The 20,669-nt window shown below is 39.9% G+C and carries 24 protein-coding genes; 14 read left to right on the top strand and 10 right to left on the bottom strand.

What is annotated here, in order from left to right:
* Nucleotide 1: 1 nt before the first annotated feature.
* From ACXAG7_RS11175 to tsaB, 5 genes are all read left to right on the top strand, one after another.
* Nucleotides 2–649 (top strand): SCO family protein, encoded by a 648-nt coding sequence (locus ACXAG7_RS11175; protein ID WP_408045460.1) that lies wholly within the window; start codon nt 2–4, stop codon nt 647–649.
* Nucleotides 642–1,166 carry a DUF420 domain-containing protein gene (locus ACXAG7_RS11180; RefSeq protein WP_408045459.1) on the top strand — a complete coding sequence of 175 codons (525 nt, stop codon included), beginning with the start codon at nt 642–644 and terminating at the stop codon, nt 1,164–1,166. The genes ACXAG7_RS11175 and ACXAG7_RS11180 overlap by 8 nt, the downstream gene beginning before the upstream one ends.
* Complete coding sequence (locus ACXAG7_RS11185) at nt 1,159–1,377, top strand: cytochrome c oxidase subunit II (protein WP_408045458.1); 219 nt, start codon at nt 1,159–1,161, stop codon at nt 1,375–1,377. Before ACXAG7_RS11180 ends, ACXAG7_RS11185 begins: the two co-directional genes overlap by 8 nt.
* A gap of 218 nt (nt 1,378–1,595) precedes the next feature.
* The gene (locus ACXAG7_RS11190) at nt 1,596–2,960 is read left to right on the top strand and encodes a TolC family protein (RefSeq protein WP_408045457.1); all 1,365 of its coding nucleotides are present in this window, start codon (nt 1,596–1,598) and stop codon (nt 2,958–2,960) included.
* 98 nt (nt 2,961–3,058) lie between these two features.
* Nucleotides 3,059–3,733 carry a tRNA (adenosine(37)-N6)-threonylcarbamoyltransferase complex dimerization subunit type 1 TsaB gene (tsaB, locus tag ACXAG7_RS11195; RefSeq protein ID WP_476666841.1) on the top strand — a complete coding sequence of 225 codons (675 nt, stop codon included), beginning with the start codon at nt 3,059–3,061 and terminating at the stop codon, nt 3,731–3,733.
* Here tsaB and ACXAG7_RS11200 read toward each other — a convergent pair.
* Both ACXAG7_RS11200 and ACXAG7_RS11205 read right to left on the bottom strand, forming a co-directional pair.
* Nucleotides 3,730–4,536, bottom strand: coding sequence for a mechanosensitive ion channel family protein (locus tag ACXAG7_RS11200; protein WP_408045455.1), 807 nt, complete (start codon nt 4,534–4,536; stop codon nt 3,730–3,732). The two genes, tsaB and ACXAG7_RS11200, sit on opposite strands and share 4 nt — an antisense overlap.
* Nucleotides 4,537–4,596: 60 nt before the next feature.
* Nucleotides 4,597–4,950, bottom strand: a complete 354-nt coding sequence (locus ACXAG7_RS11205; RefSeq protein WP_408045454.1) for a DUF1304 domain-containing protein — start codon at nt 4,948–4,950, stop codon at nt 4,597–4,599.
* Between the two features lie 211 nt (nt 4,951–5,161).
* On the opposite strand from ACXAG7_RS11205, the gene ACXAG7_RS11210 reads away from it, so the two are divergent.
* A complete protein-coding gene (locus ACXAG7_RS11210) occupies nt 5,162–5,506 on the top strand; it encodes a toxin-antitoxin system YwqK family antitoxin (RefSeq protein WP_408045453.1) in 345 nt (114 codons plus the stop codon).
* Nucleotides 5,507–5,541: 35 nt separating this feature from the next.
* Here the strand turns inward: ACXAG7_RS11210 and ACXAG7_RS11215 are convergent, their stop codons facing one another.
* Both ACXAG7_RS11215 and purN read right to left on the bottom strand, forming a co-directional pair.
* On the bottom strand, nt 5,542–6,180 hold the full coding sequence (locus ACXAG7_RS11215; protein ID WP_408045452.1) for a ribonuclease H1 domain-containing protein: 639 nt from the start codon (nt 6,178–6,180) through the stop codon (nt 5,542–5,544).
* Nucleotides 6,173–6,742, bottom strand: coding sequence for a phosphoribosylglycinamide formyltransferase (gene purN / locus ACXAG7_RS11220; RefSeq protein ID WP_408045451.1), 570 nt, complete (start codon nt 6,740–6,742; stop codon nt 6,173–6,175). The genes ACXAG7_RS11215 and purN overlap by 8 nt, the downstream gene beginning before the upstream one ends.
* 180 nt (nt 6,743–6,922) lie before the next feature.
* Here purN and ACXAG7_RS11225 point away from each other — a divergent pair, with 180 nt between their 5' ends.
* The 5 genes from ACXAG7_RS11225 (at nt 6,923) to pyk (ending at nt 11,146) form a co-directional block, all read left to right on the top strand.
* Nucleotides 6,923–7,159, top strand: coding sequence for an acyl carrier protein (locus tag ACXAG7_RS11225; RefSeq protein ID WP_028891431.1), 237 nt, complete (start codon nt 6,923–6,925; stop codon nt 7,157–7,159).
* Between the two features lie 7 nt (nt 7,160–7,166).
* Nucleotides 7,167–8,417, top strand: a complete 1,251-nt coding sequence (gene fabF / locus ACXAG7_RS11230; RefSeq protein ID WP_408045450.1) for a beta-ketoacyl-ACP synthase II — start codon at nt 7,167–7,169, stop codon at nt 8,415–8,417.
* A gap of 7 nt (nt 8,418–8,424) precedes the next feature.
* Nucleotides 8,425–9,162 (top strand): ribonuclease III, encoded by a 738-nt coding sequence (gene rnc / locus ACXAG7_RS11235; RefSeq protein ID WP_408045449.1) that lies wholly within the window; start codon nt 8,425–8,427, stop codon nt 9,160–9,162.
* A gap of 85 nt (nt 9,163–9,247) precedes the next feature.
* Nucleotides 9,248–9,715: an IPExxxVDY family protein gene (locus ACXAG7_RS11240; RefSeq protein ID WP_408045448.1), complete on the top strand. Its 468-nt coding sequence runs from the start codon at nt 9,248–9,250 to the stop codon at nt 9,713–9,715.
* A gap of 3 nt (nt 9,716–9,718) precedes the next feature.
* Nucleotides 9,719–11,146, top strand: a complete 1,428-nt coding sequence (gene pyk, locus ACXAG7_RS11245) for a pyruvate kinase (RefSeq protein WP_408045447.1) — start codon at nt 9,719–9,721, stop codon at nt 11,144–11,146.
* Between the two features lie 56 nt (nt 11,147–11,202).
* Here pyk and ACXAG7_RS11250 read toward each other — a convergent pair whose 3' ends face one another.
* Nucleotides 11,203–13,503 (bottom strand): M28 family peptidase, encoded by a 2,301-nt coding sequence (locus ACXAG7_RS11250; protein ID WP_476666842.1) that lies wholly within the window; start codon nt 13,501–13,503, stop codon nt 11,203–11,205.
* 105 nt (nt 13,504–13,608) lie between these two features.
* Between ACXAG7_RS11250 and ACXAG7_RS11255 the strand changes: the two genes are divergently transcribed.
* A complete protein-coding gene (locus tag ACXAG7_RS11255) occupies nt 13,609–14,076 on the top strand; it encodes a CBS domain-containing protein (RefSeq protein ID WP_408045445.1) in 468 nt (155 codons plus the stop codon).
* A 1-nt stretch (nt 14,077) separates the two neighbouring features.
* On the opposite strand, the gene ACXAG7_RS11260 is transcribed toward ACXAG7_RS11255, so the two are convergent.
* Nucleotides 14,078–14,428 (bottom strand): hypothetical protein, encoded by a 351-nt coding sequence (locus tag ACXAG7_RS11260; RefSeq protein ID WP_408045444.1) that lies wholly within the window; start codon nt 14,426–14,428, stop codon nt 14,078–14,080.
* Nucleotides 14,429–14,646: 218 nt separating this feature from the next.
* Here ACXAG7_RS11260 and ACXAG7_RS11265 point away from each other — a divergent pair, with 218 nt between their 5' ends.
* Complete coding sequence (locus ACXAG7_RS11265) at nt 14,647–14,982, top strand: single-stranded DNA-binding protein (protein ID WP_476666843.1); 336 nt, start codon at nt 14,647–14,649, stop codon at nt 14,980–14,982.
* 215 nt (nt 14,983–15,197) lie between these two features.
* Here ACXAG7_RS11265 and ACXAG7_RS11270 read toward each other — a convergent pair whose 3' ends face one another.
* The gene (locus ACXAG7_RS11270; protein ID WP_476666844.1) at nt 15,198–16,196 is read right to left on the bottom strand and encodes a helix-turn-helix transcriptional regulator; all 999 of its coding nucleotides are present in this window, start codon (nt 16,194–16,196) and stop codon (nt 15,198–15,200) included.
* A gap of 40 nt (nt 16,197–16,236) precedes the next feature.
* On the bottom strand, nt 16,237–17,859 hold the full coding sequence (locus tag ACXAG7_RS11275; RefSeq protein ID WP_476666845.1) for a S8 family peptidase: 1,623 nt from the start codon (nt 17,857–17,859) through the stop codon (nt 16,237–16,239).
* A 148-nt stretch (nt 17,860–18,007) separates the two neighbouring features.
* On the opposite strand from ACXAG7_RS11275, the gene ACXAG7_RS11280 reads away from it, so the two are divergent.
* Nucleotides 18,008–18,892 carry a hypothetical protein gene (locus tag ACXAG7_RS11280; protein WP_476666846.1) on the top strand — a complete coding sequence of 295 codons (885 nt, stop codon included), beginning with the start codon at nt 18,008–18,010 and terminating at the stop codon, nt 18,890–18,892.
* Here the strand turns inward: ACXAG7_RS11280 and ACXAG7_RS11285 are convergent.
* Nucleotides 18,878–19,720 (bottom strand): HvfC/BufC family peptide modification chaperone, encoded by an 843-nt coding sequence (locus ACXAG7_RS11285; RefSeq protein ID WP_476666847.1) that lies wholly within the window; start codon nt 19,718–19,720, stop codon nt 18,878–18,880. The genes ACXAG7_RS11280 and ACXAG7_RS11285 overlap by 15 nt on opposite strands.
* Entirely contained in the window at nt 19,717–20,625 is a 909-nt protein-coding gene (gene bufB, locus ACXAG7_RS11290) for an MNIO family bufferin maturase (RefSeq protein WP_476666848.1), read from the bottom strand. Before bufB ends, ACXAG7_RS11285 begins: the two co-directional genes overlap by 4 nt.
* Nucleotides 20,626–20,669 lie beyond the last annotated feature (44 nt).

A 20,669-nucleotide genomic window follows, 5' to 3' on the forward strand; every position in this document is an offset into this window, starting at 1 on the left:
TATGAAAAAGCAAAATTATTCGTACGTAGGAATTGCCTTTATTATTTTACTCTTTGGGATCTATGCCGTGCCAAAGATTGTGAGCCACTTTAAACAGGCTGATTTGCATAAATTTAATAAAGTACCCAATTTTGAGTTTATAGATCAACACGGAAAAACCATCACGCATAAGGACTATGAAGGAAAGGTGTATGTAGTAGAGTTTTTCTTTACTACCTGCCCAACCATCTGCCCGATTATGAATAAGAAGATGGTGACAATTCAAAACGAATTTATGGGAAATCCGAATTTCGGTATAGCTTCGTTTTCAATTACTCCTGAAATTGATACTCCAGAGCAGTTGACAGCTTATGCGAAACGCTATGGTATAAACCACAAAAATTGGCATTTACTGACCGGAAAGTCAGAAGATGAAGTGTATGAATTATCCAACGAAGGATTCAAGTTGTTTGCGGGAAAAGGAGAAGGGTCTCACGGAGGTTTTGAGCACTCAGGGCTTTTTGCCTTGGTGGATAAAGATGGGTATATCCGATCTCGTTACGACGAGCACGGAAATCCAATTTTGTACTACAGAGCCTTGGATGAGCACAAATTTGGAGATCAAATAAAAGAATTAAAACAGGATATTAAATTGTTGTTAAATGAGTAATGTAAAGCAGGAAAAACAATATAAGAAGTTTATTACAGTAGTATCTGTAGTAATTCCTTTGGCTGTAGCAGCCTTATTCGGTATCAAACTCGATGTGGAACCGCTGAGTTTTTTACCACCAATTTACGCGACGATCAACGGGATCACAGCGGTTTTATTAGTGGCTTCAGTGATTGCCATTAAAAAGGGAAATAGAAAGTTACACGAGCAATTAAATACATTAGCCATCGCTTGTTCCGTATTGTTCTTAGTAATGTATGTAGCCTATCACATGACATCTACCTCAACGCCTTACGGAGGAGAAGGAGCTATTCGATATGTGTATTTCTTTATTTTGGCTACGCACATACTACTGTCAATTATTATCATTCCTTTCGTATTATTCACGTTTATGCGTGCAAGGCTTGGGCAATTTCCGGCTCATAAGAAGATTGCGAAAATTACCTTCCCATTGTGGTTGTATGTCGCAGTGACGGGAGTTATTGTTTATCTAATGATCTCTCCGTATTATGTATAGAAAAACTGTATTGACACTGGTAGTTTTTATACTGCTATCCGGAAAAGCTTGGTCGCAATGTGCGATGTGTAAGGCGGTTGTTGAAGGAGGAAATGAAACGATGGCCGAAGGCGTAAATAATGGGATTACCTATTTAATGATCTTCCCTTATATCCTTGTAGGAGTGTTGTTTTATTTTATTTACCGCCACCGCAAGAAAAACGCGGCTTAAAAAAAATACATAAAAAAAATTGTAACATAATGCAATTTTAGTCGTCCTATTGACGTGAATATGAGTAACTACTGTTCGATATCAAACAGATAAGTGTTCGGTTTTTACCATATAATAAAAAATCACAAAACTTAAAGCGCTGTACTGTAGTGTTTTAGGTTTTGTTTTTACATTGGAATAGGAATTGGAGATATCCAGCAAACATAAAAATTAACGTCTTGAAAACTAAAATTGTATTACTAGCAGGGCTATTACTCAGCTTGAGTGCTACTGCTCAAAAGAAATGGACCTTAAAAGACTGTGTGGACTACGCAGTAAAGCATAACCTCACCATTAAACAAAATGAAATTAACGTGCAATTGGCAGAAAAGGACGTCGCTATTGCAAAGGGAAATTTCTTGCCTAGTCTGAACGCCTCTGCGTCACAAAATGTAAACTTCGGATCGTTTATTGGTCAAAGTGGTTCCAGAATTTCTAGAAATACTCGTGGAAATGGTTTTGGCTTGAGTTCAAGTACGGTGCTCTACAACGGAAACAGGAATAAAAACACCCTAAAACAATCGAAGTTAGGAGTGGAAGGAAGCAAGTTGGATTTAAAAACCAACATTAACAATATTTCCTTAAATGTGGTTCAGACCTATTTAAATGTACTTTTTGCAAAGGAGAATTTAAATGTGGCTATCGTACAAGCGGAAATTAGTAAAAAACAAATCGAGAGAGCGCAGGCACAATTTTCTGCAGGAGCGATTCCTAAAGGAGATCTGTTAAACGTACAATCTACGGCAGCCAATGATGCTCAGAATGTGGTGCTGCAAGAGAATACCTTAAATTTAGCCTTGTTGCAATTGGCTCAGTTATTGCAAATTTCAGCCGATGATTTTGATATCGAAGCAATTGCTGTCGATTCGCCATCTACAGCGATGCTGTACTCGAGTTCTAAGGAGGTATACCAAAGAGCTTTGTTAGATCGTCCTGAAATTGACAGAGCAAAACTCAATGTAAAGAATGCAGACCTGTCTATTGATTTGGCAAGAGGAGGTTTCTTACCGACCTTGTCATTCTCGGCAAATGCGAGTACTTCGTATCAAACAGTATTGGGAGAAAAAGATGTGATTCCAGTGCGCGATCCAAATACTGGAGTGGTAAGCCTACAGAACAATGGATTTTTTACGCAATTAGACGGAAATCTTGGATACGGAGCTGTTTTGAGTTTAAACATTCCGATTTTTAACGGGTTCCAAACGAAAAATCGCGTAGATCGTTCGGTTATCAACAAGAAAATTTCAGAGATTGCACTAGAGAATCAAAAATTACAACTGCAACAAACCATAGAAAAGGCTTATTTAGATGCAAAAGCTGCACTAAAAACCTACGAAGCGTCCAAAGCTTCTTTAGATGCCCAAAACGAGGCTTTTAAGAATGCACAGGTAAGCTATGACTACGGATCGATGACGCAGTTCGATTTCGATCAGGTTCGCAATCGATTGGTCAATGCGGAAGGAGCGATGATTCGTGCTAAATACGATTATGTTTTCAAAACAAAAGTTTTAAAATTCTATTTTGGAGAATCCATAGTAGATTAGTTTTACAGGGACTAATTTATTGTTGATCTAAAACCTTACCATGCCGTAAGGTTTTTTTTTATGCCGTATCTTTGCGACATTAACTTAAATAAATACCAGTGGCACTTATATTAAACATTGAAACAGCGACGAAAAATTGTTCGGTTAGTTTAGCTCGTGATGGTGAGGTTGTAGCTTTGAGAGAATTGAATGATGGTAACTATTCTCACGCAGAAAAATTACATCCCTTTATTAAAGAGGTGATAGCGGAAGCAGGGGTAGCTTTGAATGATTTAACAGCTGTAGCGGTGAGTAAAGGTCCGGGGTCTTATACCGGATTACGCATTGGTGTATCAGCAGCAAAGGGACTTTGTTTTTCGCAGGACATTCCGTTAATCTCGATTGAGACTTTAATGTCATTAGCGAGTAGTGTCGAGGTAACTGATGGCTTGATTGTACCGATGTTAGATGCGAGACGTATGGAGGTGTATTCAGCGGTATACGACGGTACACTGCAGCAAGTGCGTCCAATTGAAGCAGAAATTATCGATGAAAGCTCCTTCTCAAAGTGGTTGGCCTCAGAGAAATTATACTTTTTAGGCGATGGAGCGGCAAAGTGTAAAGCGCTTATTACACATGAGAACGCGGTGTTTATCGAAGCTAAGTTTCCGTCGTCGAAAGAAATGGCGCGTTTGAGTTATGAGAAGTACAAAAAAAACGACATCGAAGATGTCGCTTATTTTGAGCCTTTTTATCTAAAAGATTTTGTGGCAACGCCTGAGAAAAAGCGTTAACCTTCTTTTTGGATTTCCACAGAGTGTGGGTAAGGTATTTCGATACCAGCTTTGTCTAAAGCGAGTTTTACATTTTCAGTTGTTCCGAAATAAACATCCCAATAATCGGCAGTTTCTACCCAAGGACGTACGGCAAAATTTACAGAGCTGTCTGCCAATTCTGATACGTTTACAGTAGGAGCAGGGTCGCTCAATACTTTCGGGTTAGCCGTAAGGACGTCCATTAAAATCTCTTTGGTTTTTTTAATGTCAGCGTCGTACGAAACTCCAAAGGTTAAATCGACACGCAATTGCCCTTCAGCTGTGTAATTGATGATGTTTCCGTTAGAAAGCGATCCGTTGGGTACGATGGCCAACTTATTCCCTGGAGTATTGATGTGGGTGGTGAAAATTTGAATTTCTTTGACCACACCAGTTACGCCTTGTGCCTCTATGAGATCACCTACTTTGAACGGTTTAAAAATCATGATCAAGGTTCCGCCTGCAAAATTAGCCAAAGAGCCTTGTAAAGCTAAACCTACAGCCAATCCGGCAGCACCAATAATAGCTGCAAAAGAGGTTGTAGCGACTCCTAATTTAGAGATTACAGTGACAAAAAGCAGGGCTTTTAAAGTCCAATTCAAAAGGTCTCCTAAAAACTTTTGTAAGGTAATGTCGACCTGTTGTTTCTCCATGATTTTTTTACTCGCCTTGACAAAAATTCGAATGGCAAAAAGACCGACCAACAAAATAGCAATAGCCATGGCTATTTTCGGTGCATAATCGATGACTAGATTTTTAATTTTTTCCGTGTACTGTTCCATTTTTTGATGATTAATTAAATTGATTACTGTGGGTTAGTAGTAGTAGTCATTAAATTAAGTTTACACAAAGAATGAGATTCCTGTTAAAAGTGCAGGGATAGATTGAACGATAAATATTCGAGGCTTTCCCGTAGAATACGCACCGTAGCAACCAGCTACAAATACACAGGCTGTAAAAAACAAAGCAGTTTGGTGGTTTTGGGTAATCAGAGCCCAAATAAATCCAGCTGCTAAAAAGCCGTTGTAAAGTCCTTGATTGGCAGCGAGCACCTTGGTTTCTTCAGCAAATTCCTTGCTTTTTAATCCAAAGGTTTTAATGCCTTTAGGGCGTGTCCATAAAAACATTTCTATAACGAGTATATAAATGTGTAAAACGGCTAATAAGCCGACGAATAGATATTGTGCTATGTTCATAAATCAAATGTATAAAAAATAAAGTTCTCAAGGGGCTAAGGACTAACAATCTCTGTTTTTTCCAGTATTTACAGTAGTTTCTTCAAAGTCAGGAGCTTTGCAAATAAAGGGAAAATCACCCTAATGTTAATTTAATGTTATGTAGAGGTTGTTCAAATGTAAATTATTTGATATATTTGTAACTATAGTGTTAATGATTAAAATGTTAGATATGAAAAAATTAGTTGTTGCAGCGTGCTTTTTAGCGGTTACTGCTATGAGCGCACAAGTAGCCCCGAAATACGAAAAGGCAGGTGACTTAGTAAAAGTTACTTATTATCATAAAGACGGATCAGTAAAGGAGCAAGGATACTTTAAAAACAAAAAGTTGGAAGGAACTTGGATGACTTTCGATCAAGAAGGAAACAAAACGGCCATCGCTCACTACGAAGCTGGAAAGAAAGTAGGGAAGTGGTTTTTATGGCACAAAGATGGTTTACGCGAAGTGGATTTTAAAAATCACACCGTAGCCAGCGTACAAAACTGGAAGGAAGAAACGAAGATTGCTGTAAAGTAATCGCATAAAAAAAGCCGTATCGTAAGATGCGGCTTTTATTTTCTTCCGAAGTCTGCAGGGATTTCTCCCCAAGCCTTCGTTTCCCATTTCAAAATAGGCGTTTGAAACGAGTTGTTTTTTAACCAGGTTTCTGCGCGCTTTATCAAGTCGAGAATTTCTTTATTACTCGCATCGAATTGAATATTTGTTCTGCACTGTTTTTTTCGAATCCAACTCATCGCAATTTTTGAATCCGAATAGATAGGAATATTTTCCTTGTTTTTATTTTTTAAAAAGGCAATTCCGTGCACCAAAGCCAAAAATTCACCAATGTTATTGGTGCCGTTTTTAAACGGGCCCATTTTAAACAATTCCTGCTTGTTGTGGGTGAGGACTCCACGGTATTCCATAAGTCCCGGATTTCCAGCGCAAGCGGCATCTACAGAGATGCTTTCGAGTATCGGGCTCCCGTATTTTTTCTTTTCCGCTTCACTGAGCACTTTTTTTTGAGTATCGACACCTTTGTAGTCTGCAAAACTTTTTTGCAGGGCTTTTTCAGCTTCGGCCTTATCTGCAAAAGATTTGTACTGGGCACCTTCAAAGCCACTAATCTGTTCTTTGCATTCGGCCCAAGTGGTAAAAACACCTGTTTTTTTACCTTTCCAAACTACGTAGTATTTTTTTTTCTTACCCATTCTTTAGTATTAATGATTCTAGTACACGAGGAAAGTGTTCGTATTCCAATTCGTGTACTTTTTGAGCGATGGATTCAGGAGTATCACTTTCAGTAACGGCTGTACTAGCCTGGAAAATGATGGCGCCTTCATCATAGTGCTCGTTGACGTAGTGGATCGTAATCCCCGTTTCCTTAGCTCCGGAGGTCTTAACCGCCTTGTGCACATTCATACCGTACATTCCTTTTCCTCCGAATTTAGGAAGCAATGCTGGGTGGATGTTGACAATTTTATTCGGGAATGCCTCGACAATAGCAGCGGGAATTTTCCATAAAAATCCTGCGAGAACGATATAATCGGCTTCTGCCAACAGGAAATTAAGCACGGTATCATCGTCTTTAAACGAAGATTTTTCAAACAAACTCGCCGGAATGTCCAAGCGTTCGCAGCGGTCAAAAACGCCCGCATTTGGGTTGTTACTCAAGACGTGCGTAACCTCGATTTGCTCCGAATTTTGAAAAAATTGGATGATATTTTCGGCATTACTACCCGAGCCAGAGGCAAAAATTACGATTCGATTCATGTTTTTTTAGCTTGTGTTGTACATGCAAAAAAAAGAATAATTATTAACAATGATGGGCTCGGAGGCAAAAGATTCAAGTATTTTTTTTATTTTAGGCGACACATTTTTCAGCAAAAATTAGAATTAAAACTTAAGATTTGTATTTTTGCCCCGATTTTAAATTTTAAAACTTATAAAATTATGTCAGACATTGCATCAAGAGTAAAAGCGATTATCGTAGACAAATTAGGTGTAGACGATAACGAAGTAACTAACGAAGCAAGCTTCACAAACGACTTAGGAGCAGATTCATTAGATACTGTTGAGTTAATTATGGAATTCGAGAAAGAATTTGATATTCAAATTCCAGATGATCAGGCTGAGAACATTGGTACTGTAGGTCAAGCGATTAGCTATATAGAAGACGCAAAAAAATAAGAATTATATGCAATTAAAGCGAGTTGTAGTAACTGGACTTGGCGCATTAACGCCTATAGGAAACAATAAAGAAGAATATTGGAACAGCTTAGTTAACGGAGTTAGCGGAGCAGCACCTATTACGTATTTCGATGCTGCCAAGTTCAAGACTCGTTTCGCATGTGAGCTAAAAAACTTTAACGTGAACGACTTCATCCACAGAAGAGAGTCACGTAGAATGGATAAATTTACGCAGTATGCAATGGTCGCTTCAGATGAGGCAATTGCAGATGCGAAATTAAACCTTGACGAGGTAAACAAATTACGCGTAGGTGTAATTTGGGGAGCAGGAATTGGTGGATTAGAAACTTTCCAAGAGGAGGTTTTGAGTCATGCGAAAGGAGATGGTACTCCTAAGTTTAACCCGTTCTTTATTCCTAAGATGATTGCAGATATTGCTCCAGGAAACATTTCTATCAAGAATGGATTTATGGGGCCTAACTACACGACAGTATCTGCGTGTGCATCATCGGCGAATGCCATGATTGATGCCTTAAATTACATTCGTTTAGGTCATTGTGATGTAGTAGTTACCGGAGGTAGTGAAGCAGCCGTAACTATTGCAGGTATGGGAGGTTTTAATGCAATGCATGCTTTATCAACGAGAAACGAGAGTCCAGAATCAGCATCGAGACCATTTGATGCGGAAAGAGATGGTTTTGTTTTAGGGGAAGGAGCAGGAGCTATTGTATTAGAAGAATACGAACATGCCAAAGCAAGAGGTGCAAAAATTTACGCAGAAGTAGTCGGTGGAGGCCTTTCTTCTGATGCGCACCACATGACGGCGCCACACCCGGAAGGAATTGGTGTAATTGCCGTGATGAAAAACTGTTTAGAAAACGCAGGTTTAAAACCAGAAGACGTGGACCACATCAATACTCACGGAACCTCTACACCATTAGGGGATGTTGCTGAATTAAAAGCAATATCGGAAGTATTCGGTGACCACGCCAAGAATATTAACATCAACTCTACCAAATCGATGACAGGACACTTACTAGGAGCTGCCGGAGCTATTGAGGCTATCGCTTCAATTATGGCGATGGAGCACGGTGTAGTACCTCCAACGATTAACCACAGTACTGTTGATGAAAATATTAATCCAGACCTTAATTTGACTTTAAACAAAGCTCAAAAGAGAGAGATTAAAGTAGCGATGAGTAATACTTTTGGTTTTGGAGGACACAACGCGTGTGTTGCATTTAAAAAACTAGACTAAAAGGCGTATGAATTTCCTTCGTAGAATAGTTAGACCCCAAAATAAAGAGGATGAAAACTTTTACTACGAATTGAAAGAACTGCTCAATTTTAAACCTATAAAGCTTTCTCATTACAAGAAAGCTTTTACGCATAGGTCACTGAAGTTAGTAGATGCTAAAGGAAATCCTATCAATTACGAACGACTTGAATTCTTAGGCGATGCCATTCTCGGATCGGTCATCGCTTCCTATCTTTATAAAAAAGTCCCTGAAGGAGACGAAGGATATCTTACTCAAATGAGGTCGAAGGTGGTGAGTAGAGACCACCTCAACTCTTTGGGAAAAGACCTCGACCTTATCCGCTTTGTCAAAAGCAATATTACCAACAACCAGATTAGTAATAACATTCACGGAAATATTTTTGAAGCGCTCATCGGAGCCATTTATTTAGACCGCGGATACAATTACTGCCATCAGTTTATTTACGAACAAGTTATCTTACCCTATGTCGATATAGAACGCCTCGAAGGTAAAATTTCGAGCTATAAAGGCTATATCATCGAATGGTGTCAAAAAAATAAGAAGAAATACAGCTTTGACTCTTATGAAGATACCGGAAATCAAAGTAAAAAACACTTTAGCGTACGCGTCAGTATCGATGGTATTATGATCGCTAAAGGAAGGGCCACTTCTAAGAAAAAAGCGGAGGAAATTGCTGCAAAGCGCGTGTATTACGCAATGCAGGATAGAATGAAGAATTCTTAACAAACTGCGCGAAAACCTTTTCGTTAATTTCATATTGTATTTTCACTACATTCATTAACTTAGCAAAAAAACTAAGTGATTAGCAATGCCTGTTTATGAGTTGGATATGAATGAGTTTGGGAACTGTGATTGTGCCCTCATCGGAATTCATACCACCCTCAGTGATTACAAGCTGGCATATTTGCTAAATAGTACACTCGGTTTTTTGTTTACTCAAGCAAAATACTGTCTGGATATTCAATTCAATACAGATACCGTCGCTTCTTTTTCCGTATTTGAGTATTTTAACGCGGAGAGAAACTGTTTCCTGATCAGTAATGTAGATAGAAAGAAGCAGAAAACGGAAGGAATCGAATTGTTTACGGAAAAGACCGTACTGAAGTACCTAGTACCGGAGAAGAGTAAAGTAGATTATTTTGTAAAAATAGAAGGGGATTTTGAAGAGCACTTTATCGAAGAGCTCGCAACGACTATTAAACGTTTGCCTCAAATTATCACTTCTTATCAAATAGATGTCAATACGCTAAAATCAAAAGATTTTTTAATTTTTTAACCTATGCCATATAACAAGAAAACCAAAATTGTAGCCACTTTAGGTCCTGCCACGAACACTAAAGAAATTTTAACTAAGATGGCTGCAGAGGGAGTGAATGTATTTAGAATTAATTTTTCGCACGCCGATTACGATACCGTAAAAAAGCGCATCGAACAAATTAGAGAAATCAACGACGAGAACGGTTATAACGTAGCCATTTTGGCCGATTTGCAAGGTCCAAAGTTACGTGTAGGTATTATGGAAGAAGGTGTTGAAGTAAAGGCAGGAGATTCCTTTGTTTTCACTACTGAAGAGTGTATAGGAACTGCAGAAAAAGCGTTTATGACCTATCAACGTTTCCCAAAAGACGTAAAAGTTGGAGAACAAATTTTGGTAGATGACGGGAAGCTACAATTTGAAGTTATAGCGACCGATAAAGAAACTGCGGTTGAGACGAAAGTTATAGTTGGAGGGCCTTTAAAATCTAAAAAAGGAGTAAATCTCCCGAATACCAATATTTCTTTACCTGCGTTGACAGAAAAGGATAAAAAAGATGTGGTGTTTGCGTTGGAACAAGAAGTAGATTGGGTTGCGCTTTCTTTTGTGAGAACTCCGGAAGATTTGCGCATGCTACGCGATCTTATCAAGCAAAAATCTCGTTACAGAGTACCTGTAATTGCAAAAATAGAAAAGCCAGAGGCCGTAGAGAATATCGATGCGTTGATTCCTTATTGCGATGGATTAATGGTGGCACGTGGAGACCTCGGAGTGGAAGTTCCGATGCAAGACGTACCCCTAATTCAGAAGAGTTTGGTGCGCAGAGCAAAACAAGCTAGAATTCCAGTGATTATCGCCACGCAAATGATGGAAACTATGATCGATAATTCAGTGCCAACGCGTGCTGAAGTTAACGATGTGGCAAACTCTATCATGGATGGTGCGGATGCCGTAATGTTATCAGGAGAAACTTCGGTAGGGAAGCACCCAGTGCGCGTAATTAAAAAAATGTCGGAAATTATCAGTAGTGTGGAGTATTCTGATTTGATTAAAGTACCACAAGAACCACCACATATTCGCACGAATCGCTTTATTACAAAGTCGGTTTGTCATCACGCAGCCTTGATGGCTGATGATATCGGAGCCTCAGCCATTTCTACTTTGACAAATAGTGGTTATACAGCGTTCCAAATTTCTGCTTGGCGTCCAAAAGCACACGTATTGGCTTTTTCGTCTGAAAAGCGAATTTTAGGAAAATTGAATTTGTTGTGGGGAGTACGTGCCTATCACTACGACAGAGAATTGAGTACTGATGATACCATTGAAGATATCAACGAAATAGCCAAGGAAAAAGGCTATGTAAAATCAGGTGATTTTATGATCAACCTCTCATCAATGCCGGTGCAAGAAAAGGGGATGGTAAACACCTTACGCGTATCTCAAATTAAGTAGGTAATACAAATACAAGAATAAAAAAAGCTCATCGTTTTCGATGAGCTTTTTTGGGTTTATAAGGGGAGTAACTGCGTTGTAATTATGGCGTCGTTGATAACAAACGGCATGGGCATCATCTGCTCGTCACGAGGCTTTATATTAAATTTTGGATGCTGTAGCAAATCGTAGGAAATTTCGTTGATAAGGATTTCTGGTTTACGAGTACCGGCTACCTCCATTGATAGGGTGAGCTCTTTGTCACTGTTGGCCATTTGATATATTAATAATGATCCTTTACCGGCCTCAAAGGCAGCTCCCTCTTTGTAAGAGGCTCCATTGACACAAAGTTTGCTAAGAGTAAGCGGTACCTTGTTGTAAAATTCAAATTTAGCCACCTTTCTACGCGGCTGTATACTGAATTGTAAATGTCGTTTCCCGTCGATAATAGTATCGTTCAAAACCTCGATTTTAGCGGTTTTTATCCCTCTGTTTACTGTCTTTTTAACAGCGGAGTATTTTGTGTTGTACTTACTCATTCCCTCTGATCCTTCAAGAGTACCTGTTTGTAAGCCCTCGTCGAAGATTTGCGAGGTATAGGCATCGAGCGTATGGTTGTAAGTAGCCCAATGAGCGGTGCTGTCAATACCGTTTTGAACATACACCAAACTGTTCGGTTTTTTGGCATCCACTGAGAATCCACTGTTGATGCTCGTTTGGATAAAAAAGAAGATTGCTGCCATCCCCACTAGCCATTGCAAGGTGCTCTTTTTCTTACTTGGGAGCACTACAGGGAGTAGCCAGCCAAACAGTAAACTACTCAAAATTCCAGCGATAGCTAGCATTTTTAAGCCCAGTCCAACAGGAAACAATTTGATCATTGGAGCTAACATGTATACGGTGGGTATTCCCAAGACAGCTATCAGTACTTCGCGCTGGTTACGTGCATCGACACAAAATAGGCGAATAGCTAAGATCGCCATGGCCATCAGTACGGGAATAATTAAAAAAGCAGCACCAGGTAAATATTCCGCGATGGCTATATTTAAAAGTAAGCCGATAAAGATAGGGGCGATGTATAAATCATCGGTGGGTTGAAATCTGAAATAGCGATAGGTTTTTAAAAGTATCCAAAAGCTCATTAAGGTAAATGCGGTAATGTATTGATAACCGTTATAAGTGAATCCGTGTAACATATCGCGGTACTGTGGAAAAATAACCAAGAGAAGCTGCCACAGACCAAAACAGAGTGCTCCAGTGGCTAGCAAAGAGATTACAAAGGGAGCGAACCCTGTGATACTGCCCTTTAGCGTGATTTTTTCACTTCGAAAACCAAAAAACAATAAAACGACAAAGCTAATCCATGCAAATAGGAGCATGGGATATATCCAAGAAAATGGATAGCTGAGCATTTTGATAATTGGGAAGTTGACAAATACCAAATCCTTATCACTGTCCAATAGTGCCAAGTCGATTTTAGAAAAGTGATCCAAACAAGACATGAGGTACTCTGCTTGGTGGAGCAGTGAACTCCTATCCATGCGGTCGTATGAATCCTGAGCGGTGTGGTAATCAAAATGATCACCGATAAAAGCAAAATTAAATCCGTTGATATTTCCCTTCTCTCTAAAAACAGTTAAGTCGGTATCGTTTGGCAGTATCTTATAAACGCTGTACATGAGTGAATTCGCTGCTGGATGGTTGGGGTTGGCACGTAAAAATTCCTCCAATAAACGCTTGTTCTTACCATTGGTTTCCATGAGCATATAGCTGCTGCCCCCGCTACCCCTAGCTTCAAAATTGAGTACTAAACCGATATCCTTGGCCCAAGGATGATGGTCGACAAATGCTTGGGCTCCTAATAACCCGAGCTCTTCGGCATCTGAAAATACGAGGATGATATCGTTGAGAGGAGCTTCATTTCGTTCCATAAAGGCACGTACCCCTTCTAAAATAGTGACCACTCCAGATCCAGCGTCACTGGCCCCGAGCGAAGAGTGGGGATTTGAATCGTAATGCGATAACAATAGCAAGGCTTTTCCGGCTGTTTTTCCTTTGATTTTAGCAATGATATTCTCCGTGGTAGTACTGGCCTTCCATTTGTTGTTAATCGTTGTTTTAACCTGTATTTCTGGACGAAGTCCGAGCTTTTTTAATTCGGTAACTAAATATTCCTGAACGATTTTGTGCTCTTGGCTTCCTGTAAAGTGGGCCTTTTTAGAAATGTTCTTTAGGTGATAAAGGGCGTGGGGCATCGAAAATCCAGTTGCTTTCTCCAAATTTTTACTTGAAGTTTCACTGGGAATACTGTCGTTAAAACTCCAAACGACGGTAAGTACTAGAATGATGAGGCCTAGTAGCTGGTTAGTTCTTTTCATGGGTTGGTTTTTTAGTGTTCTAAAGATACCTAAATATTCCAGTATTTTGCTCTGTTGTGTTAACTGGTTAAAAATCAGTATATTTAGTGACTAATATTCAAAAATATGGGAATAATAAACTTTCAAGGAAAGCGTTCGGGAACAACACCGAAGGAGCATACTCCAATTCTGGTTTCCGATTACATGAGTACTAAGATCATTTCATTTAAAGCCTCTCAAACCATTGAAGAAGTAATTGAGACCTTAATTCAGAACAAAATTTCAGGAGGACCTGTCGTCAATGAACAGAACGAACTCATAGGGATTATCTCGGAGGGTGACTGCATTAAACAAATCTCCGAAAGTAGGTACTACAACCTGCCAATAGACAAGAATAATACCGTTGAGAAAGCCATGAATACCGAGGTGGAAACCATTGATGCTAACATGAATATATTTGATGCGGCTAACAAGTTTCTCGATTCTAGGAGAAGGCGATTTCCCATTCTGGAAAACGGTAAACTCATTGGGCTTATCAGTCAAAAAGACGTGCTAAAAGCAGCCGTTAAGCTCAAGGGAAATACTTGGAAATAATTTATTCTTGCTTGACGAGTAAGTACACTTCATTTTCCAATTCTAAATAGCCCTGATCATACACATAAAAGTAGGTGTTGCCTGCTTTTGTGGTATAGATCGATGTCATAAATTTAAAATCAAAGCCGCGGTCAAACAATTTTCTTCTCGATACTTTGGTCTTTCCGTGACTGTTGAGTTCACAGAGAATTTTATAATTCTTCCGCAAGCGGTTGTTCGTATTTCGAATGAGATTTTTACTTTCCTTATTGACTTTGTTGTTAAAAGAATTTCGACAGTAGTCTGAGCAGAATTTTTTGTCAATCCTACCAATTACTTTTTCACGGCATTCCAAGCATTGTTTTTCTTCCATAGTGTTCAAATATAAGAATTCTACCATTGACTCCGGTATCAAAAGCAGGGCAGTACTGCGAAGGTAGTAAATACTTAGTTAATCAAAAACGATTACATTCAATTACAAACGAAAACAAACGGTTAACAACCGCTTTGGGTTTGGTCACTGCCCGATATTTGCAGTGTCCTTGAGAATAAGGGCAAAGTCTTAACTGTTAAACGATAAAAATTTATATTATGAACGCACTAAAAAACAGAGTACAGTTGATTGGAAACCTAGGAAATGATCCAGAAATAATCACTTTAGACAGCGGTAAAAAGTTGGCGAAATTTTCATTGGCAACGAACGAAACTTACAAGAACTCACACGGACAAAAGGTAACGGATACCCAATGGCATTCCATTGTTGCTTGGAACCAAACTGCTACTATTATAGAACAGTACGCCCAAAAAGGAAAAGAAGTGATGATTGAGGGCAAGTTGACCTCGCGTTCCTATGAGGATAGCGATGGTGTAAAGCGCTATATCACTGAAGTCGTATGTCAAGAAATATTGTTATTAGGAAGTAAGTAGAGGGGAATTTTGCTAAGAAAAAAAGAAGCTCGGCTTCTGTCGAAAAAGAAAATTGAAAAAGGAAAAAGGAATGAGCTCAATAGTTTGGCTATTGAGCTCATTCTAATAGTGTATACCTTGTGTAAGTATTTGCTATGGGGAATTTGCTACTTGTATTTTGCACTCTGGAAAGAACTCATTTTTATAGGATGTGCCTATTGTTTAAAACCTTTTCGTTAGCTATATAGGGCTGCCGCTTGTTTAAGTTGCTCGGCAATGCGTTGTCTAAAACGCTCAGGTTTTAAAATCTCAAGGTGATTAGCATATCCTAAAAATAGCCGTTCCAATTCAAAATTAGGAATGACGAAAATATTGAAGATACTGCCGGTCTCATCCGTATGAAGCAAACGCTGTGTACTGTGAAAAGGTTTGGTGGCTATATAAGGACTCATCTTTGCATCTGCCTTGAATTGAATTCTTATGGGTCTTCTATTGTGTACAGTGGCTCCGACAACATTTTTGAAGTAACGGTCTGGATCCAGTGCCGCATCCCGATAGGGTTCGGAGGTACAGAGTTGTATTTCTTGAATTCTGTCTAAGGCCAGCGTGATCAATCGATGCTTTTCCAAAGCAAATAAAAACCAACGATTGTTGTATTCTTTTAAAAATTGTGGATGGAGTATTCTACTGTAGGCCTCTGAGGCTTTAAACGATTGATAAATGATGGTCAATACTCGTTCTTCTTTTATGGCTTGATAACAGGTATTGATGTGGGCTAGGCCTTTTAGATGTTCGTTTTTGTCAAAGTGGATAATGGTTTTTCCCGCGTCTTCAGCACCTAGAACAGAGCCTTCAATACGGTGAATCATTCCTTGAATATCACTAAATAATGAAAAATCTTTGAATTGTTTAAGTACCGCAACCGCTTCCTTAATTAAGTGAACATCGTCTTTTTTTAAAGGGAGTTTGGTAATGCTGTAATCAGGGTCAGCGTAGCGATAGTATTTACGCTCGTATACTTCAATAGGAGCATTGTACCCCAATTTATCACTTCGCATGAGTTGTAAGTCGAGTTGAAGCGTGCGCTTGCTGACATCACTGTGTTTTCCTTCAAATTCATACAAGGCATCCGAACAAGCGACTAACAGGTCGTTGAGCGTCCACTTTTTTAGCGTGTTACGCAGGCATTGATCTATGGTTTTGTATCTTATTAAAGCATTTTTATTGACAGCCATAGGTAGTAGTTAAAAAAGGGGAGCGTGCTCCCCTTTTGGATTAGTTATTGCTTTGACGATTCAAGGCGAGTTTAACCGCTTCAAATGCGTTTACGATTCTTCCGGTTTTACATAAATTTTTAAAAGGAACTTTCTCCGTAGTTCCAGGCCTGTTGACTTTTGATTGGATGCGTATTCCCGATCGCTTGATAATCAGAATCAGTTCTTCAGGAGTCAATTCTGGAAAGTGCGTTAAGAGCAAAGCCGCGACACCTGTTGCTACCGGAGCAGCCATACTCGTTCCGCTACGCGTGTCATAAGTACTTCCGGGAATGCACGCGTAAATATCAACCCCAGGAGCAAAAATATCGACTCCGTGATTTCCGTAGTTCGAAAATTCAGCTGCGAGATTGTCCTTGTCATGTGAGCTGGCACCAATTTCTAACCAGTTACTGGCCAAGGTTGAATCGTTGAACAGAGCTGTCGGAAAATTCGGAAAGTAATCGGTATTTTTATGATCATTACCCGCGGCGTGGATTAAAAGTACGCCTTTTTGCTGCGCGTATTGCACGGCATCGTCAATGAGTTGTTTGTTAGGGGAGTGATTTTTCCCAAAACTCATATTGATAATTTTAGCGCCGTTGTCAACGGCATAGCGAATTCCATTTGCGATGTCTTTATCTTTTTCATCGCCTATAGGAACCGATCTGATGGCCATGATTTGAACCCCTTCTGCGATGCCTTGAATCCCAAGTTGATTGTCGCGTTTGGCAGCGATAATACCAGCAACGTGGGTACCGTGTTCTGATCGTACACTCAAGTCATTGTTCCCGTAGTGCCTTTCGTGTAGGTCGTTGGGAGTATCGCCGATGAGTTTTCGACCGTCAAAGGTCAAGCTGTAGTTGTAGTCCAAACGTCGTTGCATAGCTTCCATACGTGAAGTTAAATCTTCGTAGTGTTTGATAAGTTTTTCAGAAGTTAATTGTTTAGCACTGTTCCTCGCCAAAATCTTTAAAAATCGATCCCTTTTTTCGCGTAACCCAGCTCCTTTTAGTCGAGTTCGTTTTAGTTGCTTCTCAGAAAAGATTTTTCGTCCTACAGCCTTTTGTAAAGGAGGGATTAGTTTGTGGAAGAAATCGTATTCATCCTGATTGCGACTTATGTTTTTTTGGAGTTGCTCTTTGCCTTCTTCATAAGCCTTTTTGTAGGTTAAAAAGGTAGCAAAGTCCGCGCGTTCCTCGGGAGTAATGTTGAATTTGTTCTTATTTTTGAATTGCGCCGAATACTGTTTGTAGTAACGAGTGAGCTCTAAGGTTTCGGCTTCCACACTACTGCCGTCTTTACCGCCTATAAAGTTCCATCCGTGAATATCGTCGATGTATCCGTTGCCGTCATCATCAATTCCGTTACCGGCTATCTCTTTTGTGTTGGTCCACAGTACTGGTTGTAAATCTTCATGAGTGACATCAATTCCGGAGTCGAGCACGGCTACGATAATGGGAGTAGGCTTCAGTTTGTTTTTTTCTAAGAGTTTATAAGCCTGCTGTAAGCTTATTCCGGGGTACTGATCCGTGTGCTGATCTAAAAGATGCCAGTTTTTAGGGGGTTCTTGGGCCAACGTAACGTGAGCAGCCAATAATGCAATTGCCGCTAACCGTTTAGCAGCCATGGTAACATGTCTCATAGTCAAATTTTAAGTAATTACAATTTTTGTGCTTTTCAGCAGGGTAAAGATACGTTTAGAACTTGATAAACAGTAAAACCGATTGTTTTTTTTACTGCGCAAAATCAATGCGTATAAGCATCGTAATTTTACGCTATAAAAAAAGGTTATGAAGATAGCAGGGAAAATGAATGGCTTATTGGTGAGGAGTGTGGCCGGTTTTGAATCGTCGAACACCTTGGAAGAAAAATTATATGAGGTGATAGCCTACAGCTCGAGTCCTTTAGATTCAAAAAGTATGGAGTTCGCATTGCTCTCTTTAAACTTTAGGGAAGAGCAGGTACATAGTGCGTTAAAAACGATCGCAGTGAAATTTTTGAGAACTCATAAGTTTATGGGGATGTTATTGGTGGAAACGAGTAAAGAAGTGTTGAAAAGTGCCACCCGATCAGAAATTGACTCGCTTTTGAGGCAATTGAATGGTTTTGTCAATGAGTTTTTGGAGTTGTACGGGTATGAAGAGTGCTATTCCGATAGTAGATTTTTAGCCTATTACCGTTTAGTACAGGAGTTGGAAGCTAGCGGTTGTACAAAGATTCCAGCTCCTCTGGTAGATTCCTTCGTCAATGCCAGTAAAGCACAAGCGCGTTGGGTTTTGGAGGATCAGGACAACCTAAATGAGGGGGTTTTTATTGCAAGTGGTGAGGACTGCCAACCATCACTACTTTGGGACGAATCTGTCATCTCGTATATTTATGCGCAACGATTGGATTTTTTTACAGAAGAACAAATAAAAAATAACTTGAAAAGGGAGGGAATTGTTATCGAAGAGGTAGCAGAGCATTTTGACATTGCTAATGATCGATTTATAGCTGAAGCTTCACGCCGAGTTCAATATTTTGCTGTAGTAGGAGTATTAGGGGTGTTCATCGCGGTATTGCTCTTCTGGAAACACGGAAGCACGCTCCGTACATGGTTCCTCGCTTCTGTTGGAGTAGGCTTCTTGTACTCCGCAATACTATTACATCATCGTATAAAATCAAGAAGCGATTAGCAGGCCTTTTTGGAAAGCTATGGGGAGCCAGATTGCCAATCGCGCTTGGAACTCGCCAAAACTCATGGGCTGCACTGGTTGTATGCTTTGGTGTATTTTGGCAAGTGATTTTCCTTGTTGAGAACCGAGTAAAAAGTAGTATTGCCAAGGAGTGAGGGGGGTGTGTTGAATGCGATACTGAACTCTTGAAATGGCTAGGTAAGCATCCTTTTTATTCGGATAAGAAAGCGATTGGTCTTTTTCTAAAGCTTCGAGTAACTCGAGTATCGGATAGGGCTGTTTTAGAATTGCTGCGCTGTCGGGACACGAAAAATGTGTTGTGGCTAGTAAGGGGGTAAAGTAGAGTGCTTGTAATGACGGAAGCAGCATGTTCTCAGTGCCCTTTGCTAATAAAACGGTACTTTTTGTACGTTCAATAGCGGCAATTAGGGCAGGAAGTTCTAGAAAGATGGCTGGTAAACTATCGGTTGCGGGTCGTGTTTTTTGCAAGTAGGCTGCAAAGTCCTCTCCATACTCGTAAAGGCTCCAAGAAGTAGAAGGAAGTTGTATGATGTAAGCTTTGGCAAAAAGATTGAAGAGTTCGGGACCTGTGAATTTTTTGAGTAAGGGAAAGTCGGCTTCCATACATTCTAACAATCGGAGTACGTATCCTGAGCTATATACTTCAATACGCCGCTGTGGGTCGATGTTGTTCGAGGCTTTGACAAGGGTGTCGATAGGAGTGCTTAGTGCCAATTCGAAGGCCTCTATTTTTTGTTGTAAACTACCTCTATGGATCAGTAGGTTCTTAAAGTGTTCTTGCAGTTGAGCTAATGAAGGTGCTTTCATGAAAGTGTCGATTCGTTGAATTGTAGTTGATGATTGATAGGCGTAGAAACAATTTGTGTATTGTGAGCAGGGAGGACCCTAGTGGGCAAGACGCCGTTGATAACTTCTTTGGCTTTGAAAAGTTCCTGCACCAGAACTGGGTATTCAGGAATGTTGGCATCCCATTCTAGTAAGGTAGCGACGCCTCCGGTGAGTTGCTGTGCTAGTTGATACAATTTCCAAACCTCTTCGGGTACAGGTTGGTCATGGGTGTCAATGAGTAAATCGCCTGTTGCTGTAGGGCCAGCAAGATGTATTTGTACTATGGCAGTAGCAGGTAAAGAACGGATGTATTCGTAAGGATCATAACCGTGATTATGAGCGGAAACATAGACGTTGTTGACATCTAGTAGAATACCGCATTGAGTTGCTTTTACGAGTTCAGTGAAAAATGCGGCTTCGTTGAGTGTTGACTGTTGGAACTCTAAATAGGTTGAAGGATTTTCAAGAACGAGTGGGCGTTGTAGGTAATCTTGTACCTGCAGCACGCGTTGGATTACGTGTTGTAAGCTCTCTTCTGTCAAAGGCAAAGGGAGTAAGTCGTGTGAATTATGGGTAGCTATTCCTGTCCAGCACAGGTGATCCGAGACCCATTGAGGGCGGATGAGGCTTGCTAGTGATTTTAGCTTTGCTAAGTAATCGTAATTTAGCGGATCAGTACTGCCGATGTTTAACGAAACTCCGTGCATAACAAGTGGAACTTTCTCAGCAATCTGTAAAAGTGCGTGTCGTGCATATCCGTAATTGTTCATATAGTTTTCACTGATAATTTCAAACCAGTCTACAGTGACATCATCGTGCTGTAAGAGATAGGGGAAATGTTGAGAACGAAGTCCTAAACCAAATCCGAGGTTGGGTACATTCATAATAATTAGTTTTGATCGTAAAAAGGGAGATATAGTATCTCCCT

This window comes from Tenacibaculum sp. AWR4_210, from assembly GCF_056160945.1.

Bases quoted from the DNA above. Each gene is read 5' to 3' on its own strand.
- ACXAG7_RS11175 (WP_408045460.1), top strand. From the start codon at position 2: ATGAAAAAGCAAAATTATTCGTACGTAGGAATTGCCTTTATTATTTTA.
- ACXAG7_RS11180 (WP_408045459.1), top strand. From the start codon at position 642: ATGAGTAATGTAAAGCAGGAAAAACAATATAAGAAGTTTATTACAGTA.
- ACXAG7_RS11185 (WP_408045458.1), top strand. From the start codon at position 1,159: ATGTATAGAAAAACTGTATTGACACTGGTAGTTTTTATACTGCTATCC.
- ACXAG7_RS11200 (WP_408045455.1), bottom strand. From the start codon at position 4,536: ATGGAACAGTACACGGAAAAAATTAAAAATCTAGTCATCGATTATGCA.
- ACXAG7_RS11205 (WP_408045454.1), bottom strand. From the start codon at position 4,950: ATGAACATAGCACAATATCTATTCGTCGGCTTATTAGCCGTTTTACAC.
- ACXAG7_RS11210 (WP_408045453.1), top strand. From the start codon at position 5,162: ATGAAAAAATTAGTTGTTGCAGCGTGCTTTTTAGCGGTTACTGCTATG.
- ACXAG7_RS11215 (WP_408045452.1), bottom strand. From the start codon at position 6,180: ATGGGTAAGAAAAAAAAATACTACGTAGTTTGGAAAGGTAAAAAAACA.
- purN (WP_408045451.1), bottom strand. From the start codon at position 6,742: ATGAATCGAATCGTAATTTTTGCCTCTGGCTCGGGTAGTAATGCCGAA.
- ACXAG7_RS11225 (WP_028891431.1), top strand. From the start codon at position 6,923: ATGTCAGACATTGCATCAAGAGTAAAAGCGATTATCGTAGACAAATTA.
- fabF (WP_408045450.1), top strand. From the start codon at position 7,167: ATGCAATTAAAGCGAGTTGTAGTAACTGGACTTGGCGCATTAACGCCT.
- rnc (WP_408045449.1), top strand. From the start codon at position 8,425: ATGAATTTCCTTCGTAGAATAGTTAGACCCCAAAATAAAGAGGATGAA.
- ACXAG7_RS11240 (WP_408045448.1), top strand. From the start codon at position 9,248: ATGCCTGTTTATGAGTTGGATATGAATGAGTTTGGGAACTGTGATTGT.
- pyk (WP_408045447.1), top strand. From the start codon at position 9,719: ATGCCATATAACAAGAAAACCAAAATTGTAGCCACTTTAGGTCCTGCC.
- ACXAG7_RS11250 (WP_476666842.1), bottom strand. From the start codon at position 13,503: ATGAAAAGAACTAACCAGCTACTAGGCCTCATCATTCTAGTACTTACC.
- ACXAG7_RS11255 (WP_408045445.1), top strand. From the start codon at position 13,609: ATGGGAATAATAAACTTTCAAGGAAAGCGTTCGGGAACAACACCGAAG.
- ACXAG7_RS11260 (WP_408045444.1), bottom strand. From the start codon at position 14,428: ATGGAAGAAAAACAATGCTTGGAATGCCGTGAAAAAGTAATTGGTAGG.
- ACXAG7_RS11265 (WP_476666843.1), top strand. From the start codon at position 14,647: ATGAACGCACTAAAAAACAGAGTACAGTTGATTGGAAACCTAGGAAAT.
- ACXAG7_RS11270 (WP_476666844.1), bottom strand. From the start codon at position 16,196: ATGGCTGTCAATAAAAATGCTTTAATAAGATACAAAACCATAGATCAA.
- ACXAG7_RS11275 (WP_476666845.1), bottom strand. From the start codon at position 17,859: ATGAGACATGTTACCATGGCTGCTAAACGGTTAGCGGCAATTGCATTA.
- ACXAG7_RS11280 (WP_476666846.1), top strand. From the start codon at position 18,008: ATGAAGATAGCAGGGAAAATGAATGGCTTATTGGTGAGGAGTGTGGCC.
- ACXAG7_RS11285 (WP_476666847.1), bottom strand. From the start codon at position 19,720: ATGAAAGCACCTTCATTAGCTCAACTGCAAGAACACTTTAAGAACCTA.
- bufB (WP_476666848.1), bottom strand. From the start codon at position 20,625: ATGAATGTACCCAACCTCGGATTTGGTTTAGGACTTCGTTCTCAACAT.